Annotated in this window: 22 protein-coding genes; 5 read left to right on the top strand and 17 right to left on the bottom strand. The window is 57.8% G+C overall.

What is annotated here, in order from left to right; translation table 11 throughout:
- Positions 1-5 precede the first annotated feature (5 nt).
- From QRN55_RS10760 to alr, 10 genes are all read right to left on the bottom strand, one after another.
- Positions 6-473 (bottom strand): GFA family protein, encoded by a 468-nt coding sequence (locus tag QRN55_RS10760; RefSeq protein WP_284776699.1) that lies wholly within the window; start codon positions 471-473, stop codon positions 6-8.
- Positions 470-838, bottom strand: coding sequence for an endonuclease domain-containing protein (locus tag QRN55_RS10755; protein WP_284776698.1), 369 nt, complete (start codon positions 836-838; stop codon positions 470-472). The genes QRN55_RS10760 and QRN55_RS10755 overlap by 4 nt, the downstream gene beginning before the upstream one ends.
- 314 nt (positions 839-1,152) lie before the next feature.
- On the bottom strand, positions 1,153-2,574 hold the full coding sequence (gene cysS / locus QRN55_RS10750; RefSeq protein WP_284776697.1) for a cysteine--tRNA ligase: 1,422 nt from the start codon (positions 2,572-2,574) through the stop codon (positions 1,153-1,155).
- Between the two features lie 211 nt (positions 2,575-2,785).
- Positions 2,786-3,526 carry an SDR family NAD(P)-dependent oxidoreductase gene (locus tag QRN55_RS10745; protein ID WP_284776696.1) on the bottom strand — a complete coding sequence of 247 codons (741 nt, stop codon included), beginning with the start codon at positions 3,524-3,526 and terminating at the stop codon, positions 2,786-2,788.
- A gap of 74 nt (positions 3,527-3,600) precedes the next feature.
- Entirely contained in the window at positions 3,601-5,094 is a 1,494-nt protein-coding gene (gene purF / locus QRN55_RS10740) for an amidophosphoribosyltransferase (protein ID WP_284776695.1), read from the bottom strand.
- A gap of 137 nt (positions 5,095-5,231) precedes the next feature.
- Positions 5,232-5,819 (bottom strand): CvpA family protein, encoded by a 588-nt coding sequence (locus tag QRN55_RS10735; protein WP_045231818.1) that lies wholly within the window; start codon positions 5,817-5,819, stop codon positions 5,232-5,234.
- A 92-nt stretch (positions 5,820-5,911) separates the two neighbouring features.
- A complete protein-coding gene (gene radA, locus QRN55_RS10730; RefSeq protein ID WP_045231819.1) occupies positions 5,912-7,315 on the bottom strand; it encodes a DNA repair protein RadA in 1,404 nt (467 codons plus the stop codon).
- Between the two features lie 5 nt (positions 7,316-7,320).
- Complete coding sequence (locus QRN55_RS24420) at positions 7,321-7,632, bottom strand: type II toxin-antitoxin system RelE/ParE family toxin (RefSeq protein WP_350225187.1); 312 nt, start codon at positions 7,630-7,632, stop codon at positions 7,321-7,323.
- On the bottom strand, positions 7,628-7,897 hold the full coding sequence (locus QRN55_RS10725) for a type II toxin-antitoxin system ParD family antitoxin (protein ID WP_284776694.1): 270 nt from the start codon (positions 7,895-7,897) through the stop codon (positions 7,628-7,630). Before QRN55_RS10725 ends, QRN55_RS24420 begins: the two co-directional genes overlap by 5 nt.
- Positions 7,898-7,961: 64 nt before the next feature.
- Entirely contained in the window at positions 7,962-9,137 is a 1,176-nt protein-coding gene (alr, locus tag QRN55_RS10720; RefSeq protein WP_284776693.1) for an alanine racemase, read from the bottom strand.
- Positions 9,138-9,339: 202 nt separating this feature from the next.
- On the opposite strand from alr, the gene QRN55_RS10715 reads away from it, so the two are divergent.
- Positions 9,340-11,034: an ABC transporter ATP-binding protein gene (locus tag QRN55_RS10715; protein ID WP_284776692.1), complete on the top strand. Its 1,695-nt coding sequence runs from the start codon at positions 9,340-9,342 to the stop codon at positions 11,032-11,034.
- A 44-nt stretch (positions 11,035-11,078) separates the two neighbouring features.
- Here the strand turns inward: QRN55_RS10715 and QRN55_RS10710 are convergent, their stop codons facing one another.
- Positions 11,079-12,575 carry a replicative DNA helicase gene (locus tag QRN55_RS10710; protein ID WP_045231824.1) on the bottom strand — a complete coding sequence of 499 codons (1,497 nt, stop codon included), beginning with the start codon at positions 12,573-12,575 and terminating at the stop codon, positions 11,079-11,081.
- A gap of 331 nt (positions 12,576-12,906) precedes the next feature.
- On the opposite strand from QRN55_RS10710, the gene QRN55_RS10705 reads away from it, so the two are divergent.
- Genes QRN55_RS10705 through QRN55_RS10695 form a run of 3 tightly spaced genes read left to right on the top strand, consistent with a single transcriptional unit; the run spans position 12,907 to position 16,115 of the window.
- Positions 12,907-13,362 (top strand): MarR family winged helix-turn-helix transcriptional regulator, encoded by a 456-nt coding sequence (locus QRN55_RS10705; protein ID WP_284776691.1) that lies wholly within the window; start codon positions 12,907-12,909, stop codon positions 13,360-13,362.
- Positions 13,359-15,029: an MFS transporter gene (locus QRN55_RS10700; RefSeq protein WP_502871311.1), complete on the top strand. Its 1,671-nt coding sequence runs from the start codon at positions 13,359-13,361 to the stop codon at positions 15,027-15,029. Before QRN55_RS10705 ends, QRN55_RS10700 begins: the two co-directional genes overlap by 4 nt.
- Positions 15,030-15,047: 18 nt before the next feature.
- Positions 15,048-16,115, top strand: coding sequence for an HlyD family secretion protein (locus QRN55_RS10695; protein WP_284776690.1), 1,068 nt, complete (start codon positions 15,048-15,050; stop codon positions 16,113-16,115).
- A gap of 69 nt (positions 16,116-16,184) precedes the next feature.
- On the opposite strand, the gene QRN55_RS10690 is transcribed toward QRN55_RS10695, so the two are convergent.
- Positions 16,185-16,898: an ArsR/SmtB family transcription factor gene (locus QRN55_RS10690; protein WP_284776689.1), complete on the bottom strand. Its 714-nt coding sequence runs from the start codon at positions 16,896-16,898 to the stop codon at positions 16,185-16,187.
- A gap of 122 nt (positions 16,899-17,020) precedes the next feature.
- Between QRN55_RS10690 and QRN55_RS10685 the strand changes: the two genes are divergently transcribed.
- Positions 17,021-17,923 (top strand): DMT family transporter, encoded by a 903-nt coding sequence (locus QRN55_RS10685; protein WP_284776688.1) that lies wholly within the window; start codon positions 17,021-17,023, stop codon positions 17,921-17,923.
- An 88-nt stretch (positions 17,924-18,011) separates the two neighbouring features.
- On the opposite strand, the gene rplI is transcribed toward QRN55_RS10685, so the two are convergent.
- The 5 genes from rplI to QRN55_RS10660 form a co-directional block, all read right to left on the bottom strand.
- Positions 18,012-18,587, bottom strand: a complete 576-nt coding sequence (gene rplI, locus QRN55_RS10680) for a 50S ribosomal protein L9 (protein ID WP_111839721.1) — start codon at positions 18,585-18,587, stop codon at positions 18,012-18,014.
- Positions 18,588-18,601: 14 nt separating this feature from the next.
- Complete coding sequence (locus QRN55_RS10675; RefSeq protein WP_112499175.1) at positions 18,602-19,576, bottom strand: YybS family protein; 975 nt, start codon at positions 19,574-19,576, stop codon at positions 18,602-18,604.
- Between the two features lie 193 nt (positions 19,577-19,769).
- On the bottom strand, positions 19,770-20,018 hold the full coding sequence (rpsR, locus tag QRN55_RS10670) for a 30S ribosomal protein S18 (RefSeq protein WP_111839719.1): 249 nt from the start codon (positions 20,016-20,018) through the stop codon (positions 19,770-19,772).
- Positions 20,019-20,030: 12 nt separating this feature from the next.
- Positions 20,031-20,495: a 30S ribosomal protein S6 gene (gene rpsF / locus QRN55_RS10665; protein WP_284776687.1), complete on the bottom strand. Its 465-nt coding sequence runs from the start codon at positions 20,493-20,495 to the stop codon at positions 20,031-20,033.
- A gap of 284 nt (positions 20,496-20,779) precedes the next feature.
- Complete coding sequence (locus tag QRN55_RS10660; RefSeq protein ID WP_284776686.1) at positions 20,780-21,823, bottom strand: aldo/keto reductase; 1,044 nt, start codon at positions 21,821-21,823, stop codon at positions 20,780-20,782.
- Positions 21,824-21,893 lie beyond the last annotated feature (70 nt).

The raw sequence follows: 21,893 nt of genomic DNA, 5'->3' as shown, positions 1-21,893 counted from the left end.
CTGTCCTACTCCTTCGGCCATGCTTCGGTATCGTGATCAGGATGCTGATAAGACACGAGGTCGGCCAGATAGTCCACGGATGTCAGGTCATCTTCCGTTGGCACGGCAGGCAGGGCGTGAAGGCGATCCACAAACGCGAATTTCTTTTCGACGCCCCACTGGATCGACGGCGGAAAAGCTGAGGGATCATCGAACGCCCCGGCGGCAACCGCCATACCGTCAGGCGCCTCATAGGTCAGCGGCGTGCCACAATCGCCACAAAAACCACGGCTCACCACACTGGAAGACCGAAACCGCTTCGGCTCTCCCCGCGTCCATGCGAACTTGGTGCCACGCACGGAAACCAGCGGCGCGTAATAGGCTCCGAACGCTTTCTGACACATGCGGCAATGGCAGATGGAACTGTCCGTCAGGTCACCGTCGACTCGAAAACGGATGGCACCGCATTGGCACCCGCCGGTGTGAGTTGTCATGGCTGATGCTCCCCAATTGTTCTGATGATGTGGAGGCAGACGTTATCGATATCGCGCAGGATGTCGTGGTTCCAGAAAGGGATGACTGTCCAGCCGTCTTTTTGAAGCCGAGCGGTTCTTTCATCGTCATACATAATGGCCGCGTTCTGTGTATGTTGAGAGCCGTCTATCTCGATAATGAGGCGATGATCTGAGCAGGCGAAATCAACGATATACCCGGCAACTGGCATTTGCCGCCGGAAACTTATCCCTTCCAAACGATGGGCGCGAGTAGCATTCCAGAGTTTCAGCTCCGCGTCGGTCATCGCCTTTCGCATTTGCCGCGCGTAAGCGCGATGCTGCGGTTTCACGTCTGCGTGGGGCATGATTAGCTCTTCGTCTGGTTTCGACCAGAGATTGGTCGAACGTGCCCGAAATCGCAAGTCGATTGTATTCTTGTTTGGAGCGTCTGTGCCCTACCGATAGGTCGGAGTTTGCGGCTCACCCCCCTCTGTCCTGCCGGACATCTCCCCCACAAGGAGGGAGATTGGCTGGGCGCTCGGACATCGCTTTTACCTCGGCGTAGGAGATGGTCGAAAGCTAACGGCGAGTCGATCTCCCCACCTATGGGGGAGATGTCCGGCAGGACAGAGGGGGGTAAGCCACACCCTCCGACCCCTCGTGGGAAACATCCCAAACCCTACCGCTTGATCTCCCAAGTCGTCACCCGCTCGCCGCTGTCCTTATCCTTGCCATCCTTCAATTGGATGCCCTTCACCGAAAGCTCATCGCGAATACGATCCGCCTCCGCAAAGTTCTTCGCCTTCAACATTTCGAGACGCATAGCGACGAGGGCATCGACCGCTGCCGCGATGTCATCGTCCACTAAATTTGCTACAGCTTGGGATAAAAATTCAATGTTTTCAAATCCTAGAAGATGGAGTCCAAGTCTGAATGACAATTTTGCATCGTCATTTCCTGCCTTTGCATCTTTGTATAAGCCCTGCATTTGGTTGACAAAAAGCGGTGTATTTAGATCATCAAGTAACGGGTTGCCTTCAGGCAAAATCCCACTGTAGCCAGATGTGTTCGTTCCCAACGCGAGATCAGACCAACGTTTGATAATATTTGAGGCTTCCTCCAATCGCTTCACCGAAAAATCGATAGGCTCGCGATAATGCGTCATCAGCATTGCAAGGCGCAAAACCTCGCCCGGCCACTTCCGTCCACCGAATTTTTCCGTGTGCAGCAGCTCATGGATCGTGATGAAGTTGCCGTCGGATTTAGACATCTTGCGGCCTTCGACCTGCACGAAACCGTTGTGCATCCAGACATTGGCCATGACATGGGTGCCGTGGGCGCAACGGGATTGGGCGATTTCGTTTTCGTGGTGGGGGAAAATCAGGTCCAGCCCGCCGCCATGAATGTCGAAGGTTTCGCCGAGGTAGCGCTCGCTCATGGCAGAGCATTCGATATGCCAGCCCGGACGACCGCGACCCCATGGGCTGTCCCAACCGGGTTCGTTGTGGCTGGAAAGCTTCCACAGCACAAAATCGCCGGGGCTTTTCTTGTGCACCTCGACCGCGACACGCGCACCGGCCTGCTGCTCATCCAGCGGGCGCTTGGACAGCTGGCCGTAATCGCTCATGGATTTGGTGTCGAACAGCACTTCGCCGCTGGCGACATAGGCGTGTCCGCGCGCGATCAGCTTTTCGATGATCTCGATCATCTGGGGAATGTTATCGGTGGCTCGCGGTTCGACGGTCGGCTCAAGGCAGCCGAGCATGGCGACGTCGTCATGAAACTGCTGCGCCGTCTTTTCCGTCACCGCGTGGATGGCGTCATTCAGCGGCAGGTTGGGGTAGTCGCGCAGGGCGCGTGCGTTGATCTTGTCATCGACGTCGGTGATGTTGCGGGCATAGGTGACATGTGCATCGCCATAGATATGGCGTAGCAGCCGATAGAGCACATCGAACACGATGACAGGCCGCGCATTGCCGATATGGGCGAAATCATACACCGTGGGGCCGCAGACATACATGCGCAAATTATTTGCGTCGATCGGCTGAAACTCAGCCTTTTCGCGGGTCAGTGTGTTGTGGAGTTTCAGGCGCAAGGACATGGCTCTTCCTCAAGGGCAATCAGTTTCCCCAGCCGGAACGTTTGTCTGCTTTTGACCTTTCGGGAGACGAAAACGATCTGGCCGGGTGTGAGACCAGCAAAATTTAACTCAGCAACAGCAGCAGATCGTTGTCTTCATGGCTTGCGTTATGAAACGGCAGGCCAATTTGGTCAAGAGCGATTGGTGCGTGATGCTGCACCGATCGTCATCGTCATTCAGGCATTCGGTAACTGACGAATTTTTTGTCTCTGACGACGTAAATCTTGCCCGTTTCCATAGCGTCCGGTGCAGCCAACGGTAGGATCGCGGCAGCGATCTCAGATGGATGGGGCAGGGTATCAGGGTCTTCGCCCGGCATCGCCTGTGCGCGCATGGCAGTACGGGTGGCGCCGGGATTGATGCTGTTGACGCGCAGTGTCGTGGCTTCCGTTTCTGCCGCCCACGTGCGGGCCAGCGCTTCGACGGCAGCCTTGGAGGTGGAATAGGCACCCCAGAACGGGCGACAGGAGTGTGGCGCGCCGGAGGAGAGGATAAGCGCACGGCCAGCATCGGATTTCAGCAGCAGTGGCTCCACCGAACGGATCAACCGCCAAGTCGCGGTGACGTTGATGGTCATGACCTTCTCGAACACCTTCGCCTCGATGTGGCCGACAGGGGAGATGACGCCGAGAACACCGGCATTGGCAACGAGAATATCCAGCTTGCCCCAACGCTCGTTTATGGAAGCGCCCAGCGCATCGATAGCGTTCATATCCGCGAGATCGAACGGCACCAGTGTGGCCGTGCCGCCCGCAGCCTTGATCGCATCGTCCAGGTCTTCGAGACCGCCCACCGTGCGAGCGCAGGCGATGACATGCCCGCCTGCTTTTGCCAGTTCCAATGCCGTGAAATAGCCAATGCCACGGGATGCGCCTGTGACGAGCGCGGTGCGGCCTTTAAGGTCTGTCGTCATTGTCTCCCCCGAGAATGATGTGTTCGTGCCGCATTCGGCCGAAAGCCCGCGCAGGACGCGCGGGCGAGGGTGGATCAGCCGTTGCTGGCAAGCATGGAAATCTTGTTGCCCATGGATTCGCCGTTCTTGTCGAGCAGGCGAGTGGGATATTCACCGGTGAAATAGTGATCGGTGAACTGCGGGCGCGCGTCGTTGCGATCTACACCGCCGACGGCCTGATAGAGACCGTTGATGGACAGGAACGCCAGCGAATCGACGCCGATGAATTTCGCCATATCAGCGACATCGGCATACTGATTGGCCAGCAGCTTGTCTGCGTCAGGCGTATCGATGCCATAGAAATCCGGGTGGAAGATCATCGGGCTGGCGACGCGGATATGAACTTCCTTCGCACCAGCCTCACGGATCATTTGCACGATCTTGACCGAGGTCGTGCCGCGCACGATGGAGTCATCCACCAGAACGACGCGCTTGCCTTCGATCATCGCCCGGTTGGCCGAGTGCTTCAGCTTGACGCCGAGCGCGCGGATGGACTGTGTCGGCTCGATGAAGGTACGACCAACATAATGGTTGCGGATGATGCCGTATTCGAACGGAATACCGCTTTCCTGCGCAAAACCGAGCGCTGCTGGCGTTCCGCCATCCGGCACCGGCACCACGACATCGGCTTCGAGCGGCGCTTCCTTGGCAAGGATGGCGCCCATGTTCTTGCGGGTCGTGTATACATTGCGGCCACCCACGACGGAATCGGGACGAGCGAAATAGACATATTCGAACAGGCAGAGGCGCTCTGGCTGCGGCTTGACCGGCTTGCGCGCATCAATGGTCACGGAACCATCTGGCTGGATCTCGCAGATGATGACTTCGCCGTTCTCAACATCGCGCACGAACTTTGCGCCGATGATATCCAGCGCACAGGTTTCGGAGCAGAAAATCGGCTTGCCATCGAGATCGCCCATGACCAGCGGGCGGATGCCAGTGGGATCGCGGGCGGCAATAAGCTTGGTACGTGTCATGGCCAGCATCGAGTAACCGCCTTCCATTTGGCGGATGGCGTCGATGAAGCGGTCTGCCGTGGAGGAATGGCGCGAGCGGGCGATGAGGTGGAGAACGACTTCGGTATCGGACGTGGACTGACAGATGGCGCCGGTCGCGATGATCTGGCGGCGCAGCGTCAGGCCGTTGGTAAAGTTACCGTTATGGGCAACGGCAATGCCGCCTTCTTCCAGCTCGGCAAACAGTGGCTGCACATTGCGCAACGCCACTTCACCGGTCGTGGAATAACGGGTGTGGCCGATGCAGATGGAGCCGGGCAGGCGGGCAAGCGTGACAGGGTTTGTATAATGATCGCCGACGAGGCCCATATGGCGTTCCTGGTAGAAACGCTTGCCATCGAAGGACACCATGCCCGCCGCTTCCTGGCCGCGATGCTGCAGAGCATGCAGACCGAGGGCGGTCAGGGCCGCCGCATCCGGGTGCCCCAGAATGCCGAACACGCCGCATTCCTCATGCAGGGTATCGCCATCGATGATGTCGTTGAAGGTGGACTGCGAAAGCGGCTCATTCATCTGGCTTGCCTTTGCTTAACTGCCAAAAACAAAAACCGCTCCGGCGGGTGGTGCGCCAGTGGGGTTTGTCTGCTGCCTATATTGAATATCTAGCACAAATAGCGCGCCTTGCATGTATTGCAAGACGCGCATTGACGTCAGTTTGCCGGTGCGGGCGAATTTGTTGCCGGCGCATCATCGGCAGGGGTCTGTTCCGTGGCGCCCTCAGGTGGTTTGCCGAGGATGCGCGCCCTGATTTGCGGCTCGATATTATCCGGCAGCGCTGCTTCCAGCTTGGCCACGAGGCCATCGAGGAACGGCTTGGACTTCGCCTGCGTCACCCATTCAGGCTGTGTTCGGACATCCACCAGCCAGTTCCAGAAGGCAACGGCCACGACGAGCAGAAGAATGCCGCGGGCCGCGCCGAACAGAAAGCCCAAAGTGCGATCCAGCGCGCCGATGCGGCTGTCGATGATGAAATCGGCAATGCGCGACGTGATGAACGAAATGATGATCAGTGCGATCAGGAAGATGACGCCGGCAGAACCGGCAATCGCAATCTTGTCATCATCCGTGTAGTTGCGCGCATAGGGCAACAGGACCGGGTAGAGATAATAAGCGGCTGCGACCGAACCACCCCAGCTTGCGATAGACAGGATCTCGCGCGAAAAACCTCGCACCATGGCGAGAACGGCGGAGAACAGGACAACGGCGATAACGATGCCGTCGAAAATCGTGATGGGCATTTACCAACTCCGGAGGTCGCGACACCTTTGAACGTGCCACTGTGCCAATTTGCGATCCTCTTACACTAGCCGTTTAGCCAACGAAAGGATCATTATTCGTCTTCCTGAACCTGTCTGAACCGGTTGCCCGACCCCGCAATGCGCGAGACGAGGTCCGGCAGGCTCTCGATTTCAGTCCAGCGCCCTTTTGAGGCTTTCGGCAACTCAGCAGAAGCCGAAGGCAGAAATGCGGTGGAAAAGCCAAGTTTCTCAGCCTCTTTCAGCCGCTGGCCCGTGTGAGACACAGGCCTGACAGCGCCAGAAAGGCTGACCTCGCCGAAATAGACGCAATCGGCAGGCAGGGCAAGACCGGCAAGCGATGAAACCAGTGCAGAGGCAATCGCCATGTCCGCTGCGGGTTCGGAAATGCGATATCCGCCTGCAACGTTGAGATAAACATCGTGGCTGCCGAGCTTCACGCCGCAATGGGCCTCGAGCACGGCGAGGATCATCGCCAGCCGCGACGAATCCCAGCCGACCACGGCGCGGCGTGGCGTCCCTAGCGACGTGGGCGCGACCAGAGCCTGCACCTCCACCAGCACGGGGCGTGTGCCCTCCATGCCCGCAAAAACGGCGGCACCGGGCGATTTCTCGTTGCGCTCGCCTAGAAACAGTTCGGACGGATTTGAGACTTCGCGCAGACCCTTGTCCGACATTTCGAACACGCCGATTTCATCGGTGGGGCCGAAACGGTTCTTGACGGTGCGAAGGATGCGGTAATGGTGGCCGCGATCGCCTTCGAAATACAGCACGGCATCCACCATGTGTTCCACGACGCGTGGACCGGCGATTTGCCCGTCCTTGGTGACGTGGCCGACGAGAACCATGGTCGCGCCCGTCTGTTTGGCAAAGCGGATCATGGCCTGCACGCCGGTGCGCACCTGCGTGACGGTTCCGGGCGCAGAATCAGCCGTGTCGCTCCAAAGCGTCTGGATCGAGTCGATGATGATCAGATCGGGGCGCTTGCCCTCGGAAATGGTGGCTAGAATATCCTCGACATTGGTTTCCGCTGCCAAGAGAACATCGGTATCAGCAGCACCTAGCCGTTGCGCACGAAGCCGCACCTGCGCCACCGCTTCTTCGCCCGATACGTAAACGATGCGATGTCCGCGCCGCGACAGTGCCGCCGCCGCCTGCATCAGCAGCGTCGATTTGCCGATGCCGGGATCGCCACCGATCAGCACCGCAGACCCGCGCACGAAGCCGCCGCCGGTTGCCCGGTCAAGTTCACTCATGCCGGTCGGAATACGCGGTGCCTCCTCAATCTCGCCGGACAGAGAGGTAAGGGTGACGGGTCTTCCCTTCTTCGGCGTCTTCCCCGGACCAGAGCCGATACCGCCCATCGGGTCTTCTTCGACAATGGTGTTCCACTCACCACAGCCCTCGCATTTTCCCGCCCATCGGGTGTGCACCGTACCGCAGTTCTGGCAGATGAATTGTGTCTTGGCTTTGGCCATAAATGTCAGTTTTCTTCTTGTTTGAAATCGATATTGGATATGTTTTGATGGCCATGTAGAACGCGAAGAATGATCAGTTCCGTGTCTTCAACGCGAAAGAAAATGAGTCGCTCTCGGTACGCGATGCTGCGGACGCCGGGGCCGAAGGCTTCCTTGGAAACACCTGTAAGCCCCAGTTCGGCTATGGAATGAGCTTTTCTGCGAATATCTCGCGCGAGGCGATCGGCCGCCGCTATGTTTTCTTCGTAAATGAAGGCGTGATCCTTGGCGACGTCAAGTCTGGCAGCAGTGGTCCAAACAGTGCTGCGCGTTTTAATGACCAGCCCCCGTTTTCTGCTGCGCCGATAACGCGCGAATGTCGTTCAGGAAATCCTCTTCTGAATCATAGTGATGAACGCGCCCGGCCTCGACGTCATCCAGCCCTTCCTGAATCAGGCGTTGAAGTTCTGCTTTCTTACCTTCATCGCTGTTCAGCAACCGCAAGCTAGCATGCACAACTGCGTCAGCGTTTCTGTACACACCCGCTTTGACCTGCTCGTCAATAAACTTGCGATCCTGCTCGCTGAGATGGATTTCGGTCATTTCGATCTCCTTTTGTTCTCGTATAGCACAGGTCTTCGGCGCTTTCCAAGGGCCAAGAAAAGCTTCAATCGTCTTCGATCAGATATTGTCGCTCATAGCGCAATCCAAGGCCGGTCAACATTTCGTAACCGATGGTTCCTGCCGCACGCGCAACCTCGTCCACGGGCACGTTGAGGCCGAAGAGTTCGATGTAGTCGCCAGCGCGGATGGCCCCAGCGGGAACATCGGTGACGTCGAAAATCGTCAGGTCCATCGTCACACGACCAGCAACCGGCACCTCGTAACCATTGATAAAGCCGTATGCGCCGCCATTGCCCATGTCGCGCAGCGGAATGCCGGAGCCGGAGAGCGAGCGGTGATAGCCATCAGCATAACCGACGGAGGCAATTGCCAGACGGCTGGCGCGTTTCAGCACGTGGGTGCCGCCATAACTGACAGTCTGGCCTTCACCCGCCTCGCGGATTTGAATGATGCGGGCTTCTGCTTTCGCGACAGGGCGCATGGGGTTTGCCATGCCGTTGACCGCTTCCCCACCATAAAGCGCGATGCCGGGGCGGGTGAGATCGAAGTGATAATCGGGGCCGAGGAAAATGCCAGCGGAAGCCGACAGGCTTGATTCGATGCCTTCGAAAGCGGCGCTAACCTGCCGGAATGATTCAAGCTGTGTCTTGTTCATCGGCGAGGACGGCGTGTCGGCGCAGGCAAGGTGAGAGAGCACCAGCACCGGATCGAAACTGGCCGGGCGGGTCACATCATCGGCCAGAAACAATGCATCGTCCAGCGGCAGACCGAGCCGGTTGAAGCCAGTGTCGACATGCAGCGCGAAAGGGTGATCGCCGCGCTCTGCCATAAGCCGCATCCAGAAAGACAGCTGTTCTTCGGAAGCGACCACCGGAACGAGGTCGTTGGTGAAAACCTGTTGCTCCTGGCCGGGCCAGATGCCGGAGAGAATGAAGATACGGGCCTCCGGCGCGTGCGGGCGAAGGGTTGCGCCTTCGGCAACGGTCGCCACGAAGAAATCCCTTGCGCCCGCATGGTACAGCGTAGAGCCGCAATCTTCGATGCCCATACCATAGGCATCCGCTTTAACCACGGCAGCCGCGCGCGCCTTGCCGGAGCGTTTGGCCATACCGCGCCAGTTATCGGCAAGTGCGCCGAGATCAACGGTTACACGAAGCGGCGCGGTGTCGAACGCATCGGTTTCAGTCTCGTAAAGGCTTTCGTCAAACTCGTCTGTCATGGTCCTGCACCGCTAACGAAGATGGGCATGGTCTATCACTTTTGTTCAGGACGGTCATGACGGAGTGGCGGAAACTTTGCCTATGCACAATGTTTCGCATCAGAGTTTGATCACGTTTTAGCGCTTGTGGGTTGTAGAGCTGCAACGCAACTTGTATTCCCGGCAGCACCTCCATTTTATCTACGAAATCGGGGAGCGCTGCGTGTTCGGTATTCACAAAACAACATTGGGTCCTCTGCTACGCATTTACGCGGATGACCTCAAGACGGCATGGGCTTCCATCGTGCTTTTGGCGTTGATGATTCTGGCGGGGTCGCTTTTGACGATTGCTGGCCCCTATGTCTTTTCCCGCATCGTCGATGATCTGCCCACCGATCCCGCGCGATGGCTCAAGGCCTTCTCGCTTTACGCGGTTTTGACGGCTGCATCGTCCGGCCTTCAAAGTTGTACGCAATATCTCGCCGTCATCCACTCGGAGCGGCTGGGATATGTTGCCTCCACACGGTTTTTTGAGCGACTTTCCCGCAAGATGCCGTCATTTTTCACCGATCATAATCCTGCGGAAATCCAGGCAGCGCAGTCTCAAGGAGCTTCATCGGCATCCATATTGCTGCAGGTTTCATTGATCTATCTTCTGCCCGGCATTGCGACGGTTCTGTTCAGCACCATCATGCTGGGCGCGACCATCAGTTTCGAGATCATCGTCATCGTGCTCTGCTACGGTGCGATCTATATCGGACTGACGCTGGCGTCGAACCGCGTTACCAAGCGCTATATGGAGCGCGCAATCGAGGCAACGCAGCAGAATGCCGGGTTCGTCGGAAATGCCATCGGTATGATCGAGCCGTTGCGCCACACGGCCAGCACGGAGTGGATGCAGCAGCGCTTTGCGGAAAAGGCAGGCTCCATCTACAGCAACTGGCGTCTCTACTCTCTGCGGCGCATGGCCTTCATCGGAATGATCGTCACGACGCTCTGCGTACAGATCATCATCAGCTACTATTTTCTATGGCCGCGTCATCAGGCCGGAGAGCTATCAGTCGGCGATATCGTTCTGTTCAACACGCTGCTGCTGCAACTCAACGTTCCCTTTGAGCTGATTGGTCAGCCCATCAACGAATTGCTGCGATCCCTCGCTCGTTTTGTGCCCTATTCGAAAATGTGGCACGCGCCAGAAGAGGGCTGGTCGGCACATGCACAAAGATTGGTTCTCTCGCAAAAGGTCATAGAGTTCTCAGGCGTGGGCTACCTCTATGAAAACGGGCGCGGTGTCGATGGTGTGTCGTTTACGGCGAGGCCGGGACAGTTGACTTTCATCACCGGTGAAACCGGTTCCGGTAAATCGACTTTGTTCAAGCTTTTGCAAAAATCCATGCTGCCTCAAAAGGGCAGAATCAGCGTGGATGGGGTCGATATCACGTGCATTACCCGCGAAGACTGGTTTTCGGCGGTCGGCATCGTGCCGCAGGAGGTGCAACTGCTGAATGACAGCCTGCGCACCAACATCGTTCTTGGTCGCCCGATGGATAAAGATCGATTGAGGTATGCCGCCGAGCGGGCCGCAATTCTCAGCCGCATCGAAGCAATGCCCGAAGGTTTCGATACGATTGTTGGCGAGCGTGGTTTGAAGCTTTCGGGCGGAGAGCGCCAGCGCATTGCGATAGCCAGAGCGCTGTATGGTGAGCCATCCATACTGCTGCTGGACGAGGCAAGTTCGGCGCTGGACGATGAGACGGAGCGCGAAATCATGGATCAGTTGCGCAGGGTAGATGCGGATATGACGATCATTGCTATCACGCACCGGCAAAGCAGCGTTCGCCCAGACGATCAGGTCATTGCTCTCCCAAGCCGGACGGTACGTGAATCAGAATTTGAGACCACTGCGCCAAGCCCTTGAAAACAAACCGGCCCACTCTGGATGAAGCGGGGCGGTTTGCGAGATCATTGTTCTTCGTATTGCGTGAACGATGGGTCGGCCAGATCTGCGAAGCGGGTAAATTCTGACTGGAATTGGAGCTTTACCGTACCGGTCGGCCCGTGGCGCTGTTTGGCGATGATGACGTCGGCGGTGCCTTTGACGCGGTCGAAATGGGCTTCCCATTCGGCATATTTGGGGTCGGACATCTCGCGCGGCTCCATGTTCTTGACGTAGTATTCCTCACGGAACACGAACAGCACAACGTCGGCGTCCTGCTCGATGGAGCCCGATTCACGAAGGTCGGAGAGCTGTGGGCGTTTGTCTTCGCGGCTTTCCACCTGACGCGAGAGCTGTGAGAGCGCGATGATGGGAACGTTGAGTTCCTTGCCGAGCGCTTTCAAGCCCGTTGTGATCTGGGTGATTTCCTGCACACGGTTTTCGCCTGACTTGCCGGAACCCGTCATCAGCTGAATATAGTCCACCACAAGACAATCGAGGCCGCGCTGGCGTTTCAGACGGCGAGCGCGGGCGGACAGCTGGGCGATGGAGATACCACCGGTCTGGTCGATATAGAGCGGTACTTTCTGCATCATCTGGCTGCAAGCGACCAGTTTTTCGAAATCGGCCTCGGTGATCTCACCACGGCGGATTTTGGACGACGAGACTTCGGTCTGCTCGGAAATGATACGGGTTGCCAGCTGTTCTGACGACATTTCGAGGGAGTAGAAACCGACGACGCCACCGTTCTTGGCCTTGAACGAGCCGTCAGGCTGAACTTCCTGCTCGTAGGATGCGGCGATGTTGTAGGCGATGTTGGTGGCAAGCGAAGTCTTGCCCATGCCGGGACGTCCCGCAAGCACGATCAAGTCGGAGCGCTGCAAGCCACCCATGCGGCCATCCAGAGAATGAATGCCAGTAGAGATGCCCGAGAGATTACCGTCACGCTCAAACGCTGCTCCGGCCATGTCGATGGCCAGCGATACGGCGTCGTTGAAGGACTGGAAGCCGCCATCGTAACGACCGGTTTCCGCCAGTTCGAACAGGCGGCGCTCGGTGTCTTCGATCTGCGACTGTGGCGGCATGTCGAGCGGCGCGTCATAGGCGATGTTGACCACATCTTCGCCGATCTGGATCAGGGCTCGGCGCAGCGCCAAATCATAGATCGCGCGGCCATAGTCTTCAGCGTTGATGATGGAAACGGCGTCGGACGCTAGCCGCGCAAGGTATTGCGCCACCGTCAGGTCGCCGATCTTGCCGTCTGCTGGCAAGAACGTCTTGATCGTCACCGGGTTGGCGGTCTTGCCCATGCGGATGATATCGCCGGCGACCTCGAAAATCTTGCGATGAAGCGGCTCGTAGAGATGGACGGGCTTCAGGAAGTCGGAAACGCGGTAATAGGCATCGTTGTTGACGAGGATGGCGCCCAGCAGTGCCTGTTCCGCTTCGATGTTGTTCGGCGCTTCGCGGTAGAGCGGTTCAGCAGCCGGGGCGGGGGTGATTTTTCTCACAGCGTCGTTCATGGTTTTCTGTGATCTCCCTTGAGGCTCGTTCCAAGCCTTCGTTTCTCGCAAGCCTGCCGGTTTGAAGCGGGAGACAGCGTCAGTCAAGGACAATGCGGCAACAGTAACAGACAGGCTTGCCGGAACGGTGGCAGGTGGCCTCACAAATTGTGTTGTTAACAGTAATCCACAGGCTGATTCGTGAGCGCCATAGGAGGTTCAGCGAATCGGTTCTTGTTCGCCATGAGTTTACGTCATGGCTGCCATCCAGACAAAGCATCTTGCAATTAAGCGCATTCGAAAATAAATAGGCATGAAATAGATAGCGTGCTAATTATAAGGTATAGATATTTTGTCGCGTGCGACTGAAAAAGAGCAACTTTTCGATGAGATGGCGGCGTTCAACCGCAAGCTCAGATCCTTCTTCGACGCGAGAGTGGCGGAGCAGGGGCTGACGCTGGCACGCGCCCGGGCGCTTTTCGCGCTCTCGCGTCGCGGCCCGTTGACGCAAAAGGAGCTTGCCGAGGAGCTGGAAATCGAAACGCCAACGCTGGTGCGCGTGCTGGATGCGATGGAGAAACAAAACCTCATCGAACGGCGTTCTGACGAGATCGACCGGCGTGCAAAGCGCATTCACATGACGCCAGATGGTTTAACGACATTCGAGGACGTGCATATGCAGGCAAAATCCATGCGGGCCGACATCGCTGCCGATATTTCGACGGATGATATCAGCGCCGCATTGGACGTGGTTCGCCGCCTGTCTGCAAATCTGCAAAGCCTCGCTGGCGAAAAGGTGCAGTCGTGAGCAACGCCGTCGCAGATATCCATGATGAGCCGGAGGACGTGGCCGAAAAGGCGGCGGAAACACCTGCTACCCCCGCGCCTCCACCTGAAAAATCCTTTTCCGGCAAGCTGCTCTATATCTTCGCTGGCCTCTGTTTCTTCGTGACCCAAGGCATGGGCATGAATATCGTCATGGCCAACATCTACCAGTTGCAGGGGGAATTTTCAGCAACGGTGGCGGAGGTCGCGTGGCTGTCGGCGGCTTATATGGCGCCTTACGCGACCTTTTCCATCGCGCTGTTCAAGATCCGCCAGCAATATGGCCTGCGGCCTTTCGCGGAAATCAGCATCATTTGCTTCGTGCTGGCGTCCTGTCTCAACCTGTTTGTGACGGATTTGCATTCCGCCATCGTGGTGCGCTTCGTCAGCGGTATGGCGGCGGCACCGCTGTCTTCGCTGGGGTTTCTTTATATTCTCGAGGCTTTTCCCGTACAGCGAAAGCTGACGCTGGGCCTCAGCATCGCGCTGACCGGCACGCTTCTGTCGTCGCCGCTGGCCCGCATTCTGTCGCCGGATTTGCTGCAAATCGATGGCTGGCAGGCGCTTTATTCCATGGAGGTCGGGCTGTCGCTCGCCGTTCTGCCCATCATTTATCTGTTGCCGCTAACGCCGCCGCCACGCGCAAAGGTCATAGAGCGCATCGATATCTTGAGCTATCTGCTGTTTGCCGGTGGCCTCGGCTGTCTGGCGGTGTTTCTGACGCTGGGACGTTTTTATTGGTGGTTCGAAACCTGGTGGCTAGGCGTGCTGCTGGCCTGCTCGGTGGGGCTGCTGACGATCATGACCATTATCGAACTTCCCCGGAAAAATCCGATGCTGGATTTGCGCTGGATTTTCTCCAAGACCAATCTGCACCTCATCGCCATTTTGCTGATCTACCGCGCGGTTTCCTCTGAGCAGTCCTCGACCGCCGTTGGCCTTTACCAGCAACTCGGCATTTTGAATGAACAGACGATGGGGCTTTACGCACTCATCATTCTGGCGACTGTGCTCGGTGGTGCGCTGTGTGCCGTGCTGATGCTGACGAAATATGTCGATACCGCCCATGTCATCGCGTTGACGCTGATTGCGCTGGGTGCCTATATGGACAGCACCTCGACCAATCTGGTGCGCCCGGAGCAGATGTATTTGAGCCAGGCGATGATTGCGTTTGGCGCTGCCATGTTCCTGCCGCCGGTGATGGCAAAGGGCTTTGGTGCAGCGCTGGCCAAGGGGCCGCCTTACCTCGTCAACTTCATCACCATCTTTCTGTTCACGCAGATCACAGGCTCCATGCTGACGACAGGCATTCTCGGTTCGTTCGTGACATTGCGGGAGAAATTCCACTCGAATATTCTGGTGGAAAGCATTCTCTTGCAGAACCCGCAGGTAGCGCAACGCGTCAGCCAGCTCTCCGCCGGGTACAGCCACGTCATTACCGATGCAGCACTTCTGAAGGCGGAGGGGCTGTCGCTGCTCGGCGCGCAGGTCACGCGCGAGGCCTATATTCTGGCGTATAACGACACGTTCCTGCTGATTTCGGTCTGCGCCGCTGCTGCTCTTGTCATGCTTTTGCTTCATCTTGCATGGTTACGTCTCAAGTCTGCGCTGAAAGGCGAAGACGAGACCGTGGCCGCGCCTCAATCCTGATTGTCCAGAGATATAAAAATGCTGAAAAAAACATTCACGCCTCTTACTCTCATCGTTCTCCTTGGCGGCGTCGCCGGTGTGGCGCTGGTCCTTTACGCATGGCGTCTGCCGCCCTTTTCCAGCTCGGTGGAAATGACCGATAATGCCTATGTTCGCGGTTACGTCACGACCATGAGCCCCCAGGTCAGCGGCTACGTCGTCGATGTGCCGGTCAAGGATTATCAGGAGGTCAAGCAGGGCGATCTGCTGGCGAAAATAGATGACCGCATCTTCCGCCAGAAACTGGCACAGGCGCAGGCGTCTCTGGACAGCCAGAAGGCTGCCTTCGACAATTCGCGTCAGCAGGAAATCGCCGCCAAGGCCAACATCGCCTCGGGTGAGGCAGCGGTGGATGGCGCGCAGGCATCGCTGAAGCAGGCGCAACTGGCTTCGGACCGGCAGGATAATCTGGTGCGCAGCGGTGCCGGAACCTCCAGCGTTCAGGAAGAAGCGCAGGCCAGTCTGGACAAGGCTCGCGCCGGTCTATCGCAGTCCAAGGCCGCACTTGAGGTCGCCCGGCAGGATCTGCAAACCATCATCATCAACAGGGGCTCGTTGCAGGCGGCTGTGGCCAATGCCGAGGCGGCGATAGAGCTTGCGAAGATCGATTTGCAGAACACCGAAATTCACGCGCCGAGGGACGGCAAGCTCGGCGAAGTTGGCGTACGTATCGGCCAGTATGCTGCAGCAGGTACACAGTTGATGGCGGTTGTTCCGCATGACATCTGGGTCGTCGCCAATTTCAAGGAAACGCAACTCGCTGGCATGGAAGCAGGGCAGGCTGTCTCGATCTCCGTAGATGCCCTTCACCGCAAGAAGCTGACCGGCAAGGTCGAGCGCTTGGCTCCTGCTGCGGGATCGGAATTCGCGGTTATCAAGCCTGACAATGCAACGGGCAACTTCGTGAAAATCGCCCAGCGTCTCGGCGTGCGCATCTCCATCGACCCAGATCAGCCGCTGGCCGCCGAGCTTTCGCCGGGTATGTCCGTCGTCGTACGGGTGGACAAGGGGCAGGCCTCAGAGAGAACTGAAACTGCCGCACGCTAGGTCCTCGCGTTCTCCCTCATTTCTGTGACAAGCGCGGGAATGAGGGAGACGTTGACAGCGCCATGAATGCTATAAGCCGTCCTTCCAGCCCAGCGGCAAAGAAAACGCCTCCCGAAACCCGCTCTCGCCCGCAGGTGTAATACGCAACGCGCGGCTGTCCGGCTTGCGAGCGATCCAGCCCAGTTCCAGCGTGCGCTCCAGCAAGGCCGTGCCGACGCGCCCGGCAATGTGGTGTCGTCGCTCGCTCCAGTCGAGACAGGTTCTGCAAAGCGGACGTTTGGATGGCGAACCGCTATCGAGATCAATGCCGAAGCCCTCGAGAAAGGCTTTGCCCTTTTCCGTAACCAGCGCACCCTCATCCGACAGAAGAACGCTTCCGTTTGCTGAAAGGCTGTCGGCCATTGCGACGGCCAGCCGCCCGGCGATGTGGTCGTAGCAACTGCGAGCGATGCGCATATCCCGCTCTTTCGGACCCACGGGATGGTGACGGTGCGGGCCATCGGCGGCAATCGTCATCAGCGCATCGATGCCATGTGCCACCTGTGCGGAGGCCAGCCGATAGTAGCGGTGCCGCCCTTGTTTCACCGTCGTCAGCAGATGCGCATCGACCATTTTCGCCAAATGGCCGCTGCCGGTTTGTGGCGTGATGCCTGCCTGACGCGAAAGCTCGCCTGCGGTCAGGGCCTGCCCGCCCATCAACGCACAGAGCATGTTGGCGCGCGTCGTATCGCCAATGAGGCTGGCGATGGCAGCGATGGTGTTGGGTGAGGCGATATTGGTCATGGCGCAAGACTAGCATTCATGACGGGGAACGTCAGCCGTGCATGGTTCGGTCGATGCCGAAGCTTTTCATTCTTGCGAGACTCTATAGAGAGAAACTTGCCTCGCATGTGGAGAGAATTGAAATGACCGGCGACAAAAAGCTGCTTCCCGAACTGGCCCTGCTGTTACTGCTGGGGTGCCTTTGGGGCAGCTCCTATACTTTCATCAAGATCGGGATCGAGACCATCCCGCCGCTGACCTTGATCGCGGCCCGCACCGCCATTGCTGGCACCATTCTGACCATCATCATATTCTGGCGAGGCTTGCGGCTGCCCAAGGACCCGGCACTGTGGAAGATGTTTGCCATTCAGGCCGTTCTGAACAGTGTGCTACCCTTTACCCTGATTGCCTGGGCGGAACATTATATCGACGCAGGGCTCGCGGTTATCCTCAACTCTCTGACGCCGGTTTTCACATTTCTGCTGACGCTTATCATTACCCGCCACGAAGTGCTGAGTGGAAGAAAGCTGTTCGGCGTGATGATCGGACTGGCAGGCACTGTCGTCATGATCGGCGCGCAGGCGCTCAACGGCTTGGGCGATGTCGTGCTGGCGCAGATGGCCGTCATCGTCGCCACCGCTTTTTACGCAGGCGCGGCGATTTTCGGAAAGAACTTCAAGGGCATCGATTCGATGATCCCGGCTGCCGCTTCGCTGATCTGCGGTGCGGTTATCCTCATCCCTGTCAGCCTTGTGGTCGATAGACCATGGGAGCTTGCGCCCTCCAGCAGGTCTCTCATGGCGCTGCTCGGGCTTTCGATATTCTCGACTGCGCTCGCTTTCACCATCTATTTCCGCCTTGTACGGACGCTCGGTTCACTCGGCACCACAGCGCAGGCCTATGTGCGCGTGCCGGTAGGGGTGGCAATCGGTGTCGTCTTTCTTGGCGAGCAACTGCATGCCAGTACGATGATTGGCCTCGTCTGCATTCTGGCGGGTGTCATTGCCATGACGTTGCCGTCGCGCGCTCCACTGGTCTCGCGCTGAACCTGTCGGCATCAAGACTTTCGACAAACAAAAACCCCGGATGTCGCCATCCGGGGTTCTGTCTGTGAGCCATTAAAGCCCGCAAATATTACTCGTCGTCGCCATCGCGATCAGCATCTGGATCAAAGAAGTCTTCTGGGCGAAGCGCGTCTTCGTCAACGCCGTAGATGGCGTCAGCAGATGTGAGGCTTTCGCCCTTGGCCTGACGCTCGGCTTCTTCAGCAGAACGAGCAACGTTCAATTCAATCTGCAGCTCGACTTCGGCGTGCAGGTGAAGCGTAACGTTGTGCAGACCGATGGTCTTGATCGGCGTGTTGAGTTCGACCTGGTTGCGGCCGATGTTGAAGCCTTCAGCGCCGAGGATTTCAACAACGTCACGGGCAGCAACAGAGCCGTACATCTGGCCGGTTTCGCCAGCGGAACGAACAACGATGAAGCTCTTGCCAGCAAGTGCGTCTGCAACTGTCTGTGCTTCGGACTTGCGCTCGAGGTTACGAGCTTCGAGCGTTGCGCGCTCGGACTCGAAACGGGTCTTGTTGCTTGCATTGGCGCGGAGCGCCTTGCCCTGCGGCAGCAGGAAGTTACGTGCGTAGCCATCGCGAACCTTTACGGTTTCGCCCATCTGGCCAAGCTTGGCGATACGTTCGAGAAGAATGACTTCCATCTTCTTGATCCTTTCTAGTTTTCGGTTTCGTTGGTGTTGTCGGTTTTCCGTGCCGGGGTAAGAGAGATCGTGCTGCGCACGTCGCTGAGACCCAGTACGAGAATGATGAACAGCGGAAAGACGAAGATCGCTGAAATATAGGACAGGACCAGAACCGGCCAGCGCCAGTCCTTGCCTTTGGAACGGTGGTGCAGAGAGGCATAACCCGCCATCAGGAAGCCCGCGCCGAACGTGCCGCAGATGACTGCGCCAACCATGGCCACGGTGCCGCCGAAAAAGGTGAGCACGATGCCGCCGAGGAAAATGAAGATCGCGTTGCGGTGCATGCGCAGGGCCGCTGCGATGTCTTCGCGCGGGCGCAGGCCCTTGCCGAAGGAGCGAACCATGCGGCTGGCGAAATAATAGGCTGCAAACAGCATGATGACCCAAAGCCCGCCCTGGATCATCGGCAGCATCAGCACCAGCAGGGATTTCGTCTGGGCAAGCGCCGTCGCATCCGGCGTGAATGCGGCTTCACGCGTCTGCACCGAGGCCATCATCACATCCACCAGCTGAGAAACGAGATCAGGGCCGTAGCCGATCATCGTGCCGAGAATGATAACGGAGAGCGTGATGATGCCACACAGATGCAGCACGATGCCCGACAACGGATACCAAGCCAGAAGGTCGTCAGGGCCGCCGATTTCCGATGCGGGACGTGCCAGATTGGCAAGGTGGGACAGCCAGCCGGCAGGGACGAGCGTAAAAATCGCAATCGTCACGGCAAAGATCGGCGAAACGGCGAGTGCGCCAAGGAAGGCGGCAGACAGAACGGCGACGATGGCCGCAGCATTGCCCCAGCCGAGACCGGCCACGAGAATGGGCATCGCGGAGGCGGCATAAAGCAGGAATGACATGGACGACTGCGCCGTTGCGCCAAGCGTGAGAAACGCTGCGCATACACCGGCGAGGATGCCGGAAATCAGCACTGTCTGGTTCAGTTGTTTCAACGTCGCTGTCCTGCCCGGATACGGTAGCAGTTAGAGGACCATTCATTCGAATGACGTCCCCAACATGGGTTTTCAGTTCATGTCGATCCGCGCCCAACGCGGAAGGATTTTGGAATTATCGGCCCGCTGACGAAGAGCGAGCGACTTCGAGAAGAAACGAGGCCGCGCAAATGCGCAGCCTCGCCATTGTCAATTAAGACAGAACGTATGGCAGCAGGCCGAGGAAACGAGCGCGCTTGATCGCCTGAGCGAGTTCGCGCTGCTTCTTCTGCGAAACAGCTGTGATACGGGAAGGAACGATCTTGCCACGCTCGGAAATGTAGCGCTGCAGAAGACGTACGTCCTTGTAGTCGATCTTCGGTGCGTTTGCGCCGGAGAAAGGGCACGTCTTGCGACGGCGGTGGAACGGGCGGCGTGCCTGGGAAGAAGAAGAGTCAGCCATTATATAGTCTCCTTATGCACGGTCTTCGCGCGGACGGCGCGGACGGTCTTCACGATCGCCGAAGCCACCTTCGCGGGGCGGACGAGGACCACGGTCGAAGCCACCTTCACGAGGGCCACGGTCAGGACGGTCGCCACGTGGACGGTCGTCGCGGTCGCGCTTCTGCATCATTGCAGATGGGCCTTCTTCGTGGGCTTCAACAGCGATGGACATGTAACGAAGAACGTCTTCGTTGATGCGCATCTGACGCTCGATTTCGTGGATTGCCACTGCCGGAGCATCGATATCCATCAGAGCGTAATGAGCCTTGCGGTTCTTCTTGATGCGGTATGTGAGGGACTTGAGGCCCCAGTTTTCGACGCGTCCGACCTTACCGCCGTACGATTCGATAACGCCCTTGTACTGCTCGACAAGTGCGTCGACCTGCTGGGCAGTGATATCCTGCCGGGCAAGGAAGATGTGTTCGTAAAGAGCCATTTAAGCTTTGCCTTTCTTGCGTTTCATTCATCACCCGGCAACGGCGCTAAGCCTCAACGACTGCTCCTGTTTGGCAAAAGCCAAGGGCAAGAAAAGCGTTGTTCGAGACGGTCGAGAGCGGAGACACGGGAGGCCGGAAACCTTATGGTCCTGCTGTTTCGTCACCGAAACCAGCCCTCCGTTCAGCCACCAGCCAATTGGACCGGGTGTTGTGAACAGCGCGCTTATACGGATTTCTCGTGAGAATGCAAGCGCGCTGCCCTAAAAAGCGGGGAAGGCTGCCCTTAGATCGGCATCGGGTACTGGCGGTGAATATCCGCAATGCCTTTGAGAACTTCGTCGGAGAGCTTGACGTCGGCGGCAGCGATATCGACTTTCAACTGCTCCATCGTGGTGGCACCGATGATCGAAGCAGCCATGAAGGGGCGGGACAATGTAAAGGCGATGGCCAGTTGGGCAGGGTCGATACCGTGTTCGTAGGCGAGCTCAAGGTAGGCCTTAACAGGTGCTTCCTGCAAAGGCTGCAAGCGCCCGCCGATGTTCTCATTGATGCACGCGCGCGAGCCCGCCGGGCGGGCACCGTTCTGGTACTTGCCTGTCAGAATGCCACCAGCGAGTGGAGAATAGGCGAGCAGGCCGACATTTTCGTGATGCGCGACTTCGGCCAGATCGAGATCGAAGGGGCGATAGAGCAGGTTATATTCATTCTGAATGGATGCCACACGCGGCAGGCCTTTAGCTTCGGCGATGTCGATGTATTTCTGCGTACCCCATGCGCTTTCGTTGGAAAGGCCGATGGCACGGATTTTTCCGGCCTTGACCAGTTCGTCAAGCGTTTCCAGCTTCTCGGTGATTTCGGCAAGCGTCTTTGCCGTATCCTGCGTCGAGGCATCGAAACCCCACGTACCTCGAAAATGGTAGGTGCCGCGGTTGGGCCAGTGAACCTGATAGAGGTCGATATAGTCTGTCTTCAGACGCGTCAGGCTGCTTTCTACGGCCTCGCGGATGGAGGCTGCGTCGATCTCGCGTCCGCCCCGGATGTAATCGCGGCCAGAACCGGCGACTTTGGTGGCGAGGACGATGTCCTTGCGCTTGCCCGTCTTCTGGAACCATGTCCCGATGTGTTCTTCCGTGCGCCCCTGCGTTTCGGCAGATACGGGCGTGGTGGGATAAAGTTCAGCGGTATCGAAGAAATTCACGCCCTGCTCGACGGCATAATCCATCTGCTCATGGGCTTCAGCTTCGGTGTTCTGCGTACCCCATGTCATCGTGCCAAGACAAATTTCGGACACGGAAATACCCGTGCGACCCAATGTATTCTGTTTCATGAGAGATCTCGCTCGCTTGGAAGGTGGGTAGAACGTAGTATCGAATTACCGCAGCGCAAGAAAAAATATT

The sequence above is a fragment of the Agrobacterium sp. lyk4-40-TYG-31 genome, from assembly GCF_030209855.1.
GTDB lineage: Bacteria > Pseudomonadota > Alphaproteobacteria > Rhizobiales > Rhizobiaceae > Agrobacterium > Agrobacterium vaccinii.
The sequence above is the reverse complement of the archived record's forward strand: the minus strand, read 5'-3'. Positions and strand labels throughout refer to the sequence as shown.

Bases quoted from the DNA above. Each gene is read 5' to 3' on its own strand.
- QRN55_RS10760 (WP_284776699.1), bottom strand. From the start codon at position 473: ATGACAACTCACACCGGCGGGTGCCAATGCGGTGCCATCCGTTTTCGA.
- QRN55_RS10755 (WP_284776698.1), bottom strand. From the start codon at position 838: ATGCCCCACGCAGACGTGAAACCGCAGCATCGCGCTTACGCGCGGCAA.
- cysS (WP_284776697.1), bottom strand. From the start codon at position 2,574: ATGTCCTTGCGCCTGAAACTCCACAACACACTGACCCGCGAAAAGGCT.
- QRN55_RS10745 (WP_284776696.1), bottom strand. From the start codon at position 3,526: ATGACGACAGACCTTAAAGGCCGCACCGCGCTCGTCACAGGCGCATCC.
- purF (WP_284776695.1), bottom strand. From the start codon at position 5,094: ATGAATGAGCCGCTTTCGCAGTCCACCTTCAACGACATCATCGATGGC.
- QRN55_RS10735 (WP_045231818.1), bottom strand. From the start codon at position 5,819: ATGCCCATCACGATTTTCGACGGCATCGTTATCGCCGTTGTCCTGTTC.
- radA (WP_045231819.1), bottom strand. From the start codon at position 7,315: ATGGCCAAAGCCAAGACACAATTCATCTGCCAGAACTGCGGTACGGTG.
- QRN55_RS10725 (WP_284776694.1), bottom strand. From the start codon at position 7,897: ATGACCGAAATCCATCTCAGCGAGCAGGATCGCAAGTTTATTGACGAG.
- alr (WP_284776693.1), bottom strand. From the start codon at position 9,137: ATGACAGACGAGTTTGACGAAAGCCTTTACGAGACTGAAACCGATGCG.
- QRN55_RS10710 (WP_045231824.1), bottom strand. From the start codon at position 12,575: ATGAACGACGCTGTGAGAAAAATCACCCCCGCCCCGGCTGCTGAACCG.
- QRN55_RS10695 (WP_284776690.1), top strand. From the start codon at position 15,048: ATGCTGAAAAAAACATTCACGCCTCTTACTCTCATCGTTCTCCTTGGC.
- QRN55_RS10690 (WP_284776689.1), bottom strand. From the start codon at position 16,898: ATGACCAATATCGCCTCACCCAACACCATCGCTGCCATCGCCAGCCTC.
- QRN55_RS10685 (WP_284776688.1), top strand. From the start codon at position 17,021: ATGACCGGCGACAAAAAGCTGCTTCCCGAACTGGCCCTGCTGTTACTG.
- rplI (WP_111839721.1), bottom strand. From the start codon at position 18,587: ATGGAAGTCATTCTTCTCGAACGTATCGCCAAGCTTGGCCAGATGGGC.
- rpsR (WP_111839719.1), bottom strand. From the start codon at position 20,018: ATGGCTGACTCTTCTTCTTCCCAGGCACGCCGCCCGTTCCACCGCCGT.
- rpsF (WP_284776687.1), bottom strand. From the start codon at position 20,495: ATGGCTCTTTACGAACACATCTTCCTTGCCCGGCAGGATATCACTGCC.
- QRN55_RS10660 (WP_284776686.1), bottom strand. From the start codon at position 21,823: ATGAAACAGAATACATTGGGTCGCACGGGTATTTCCGTGTCCGAAATT.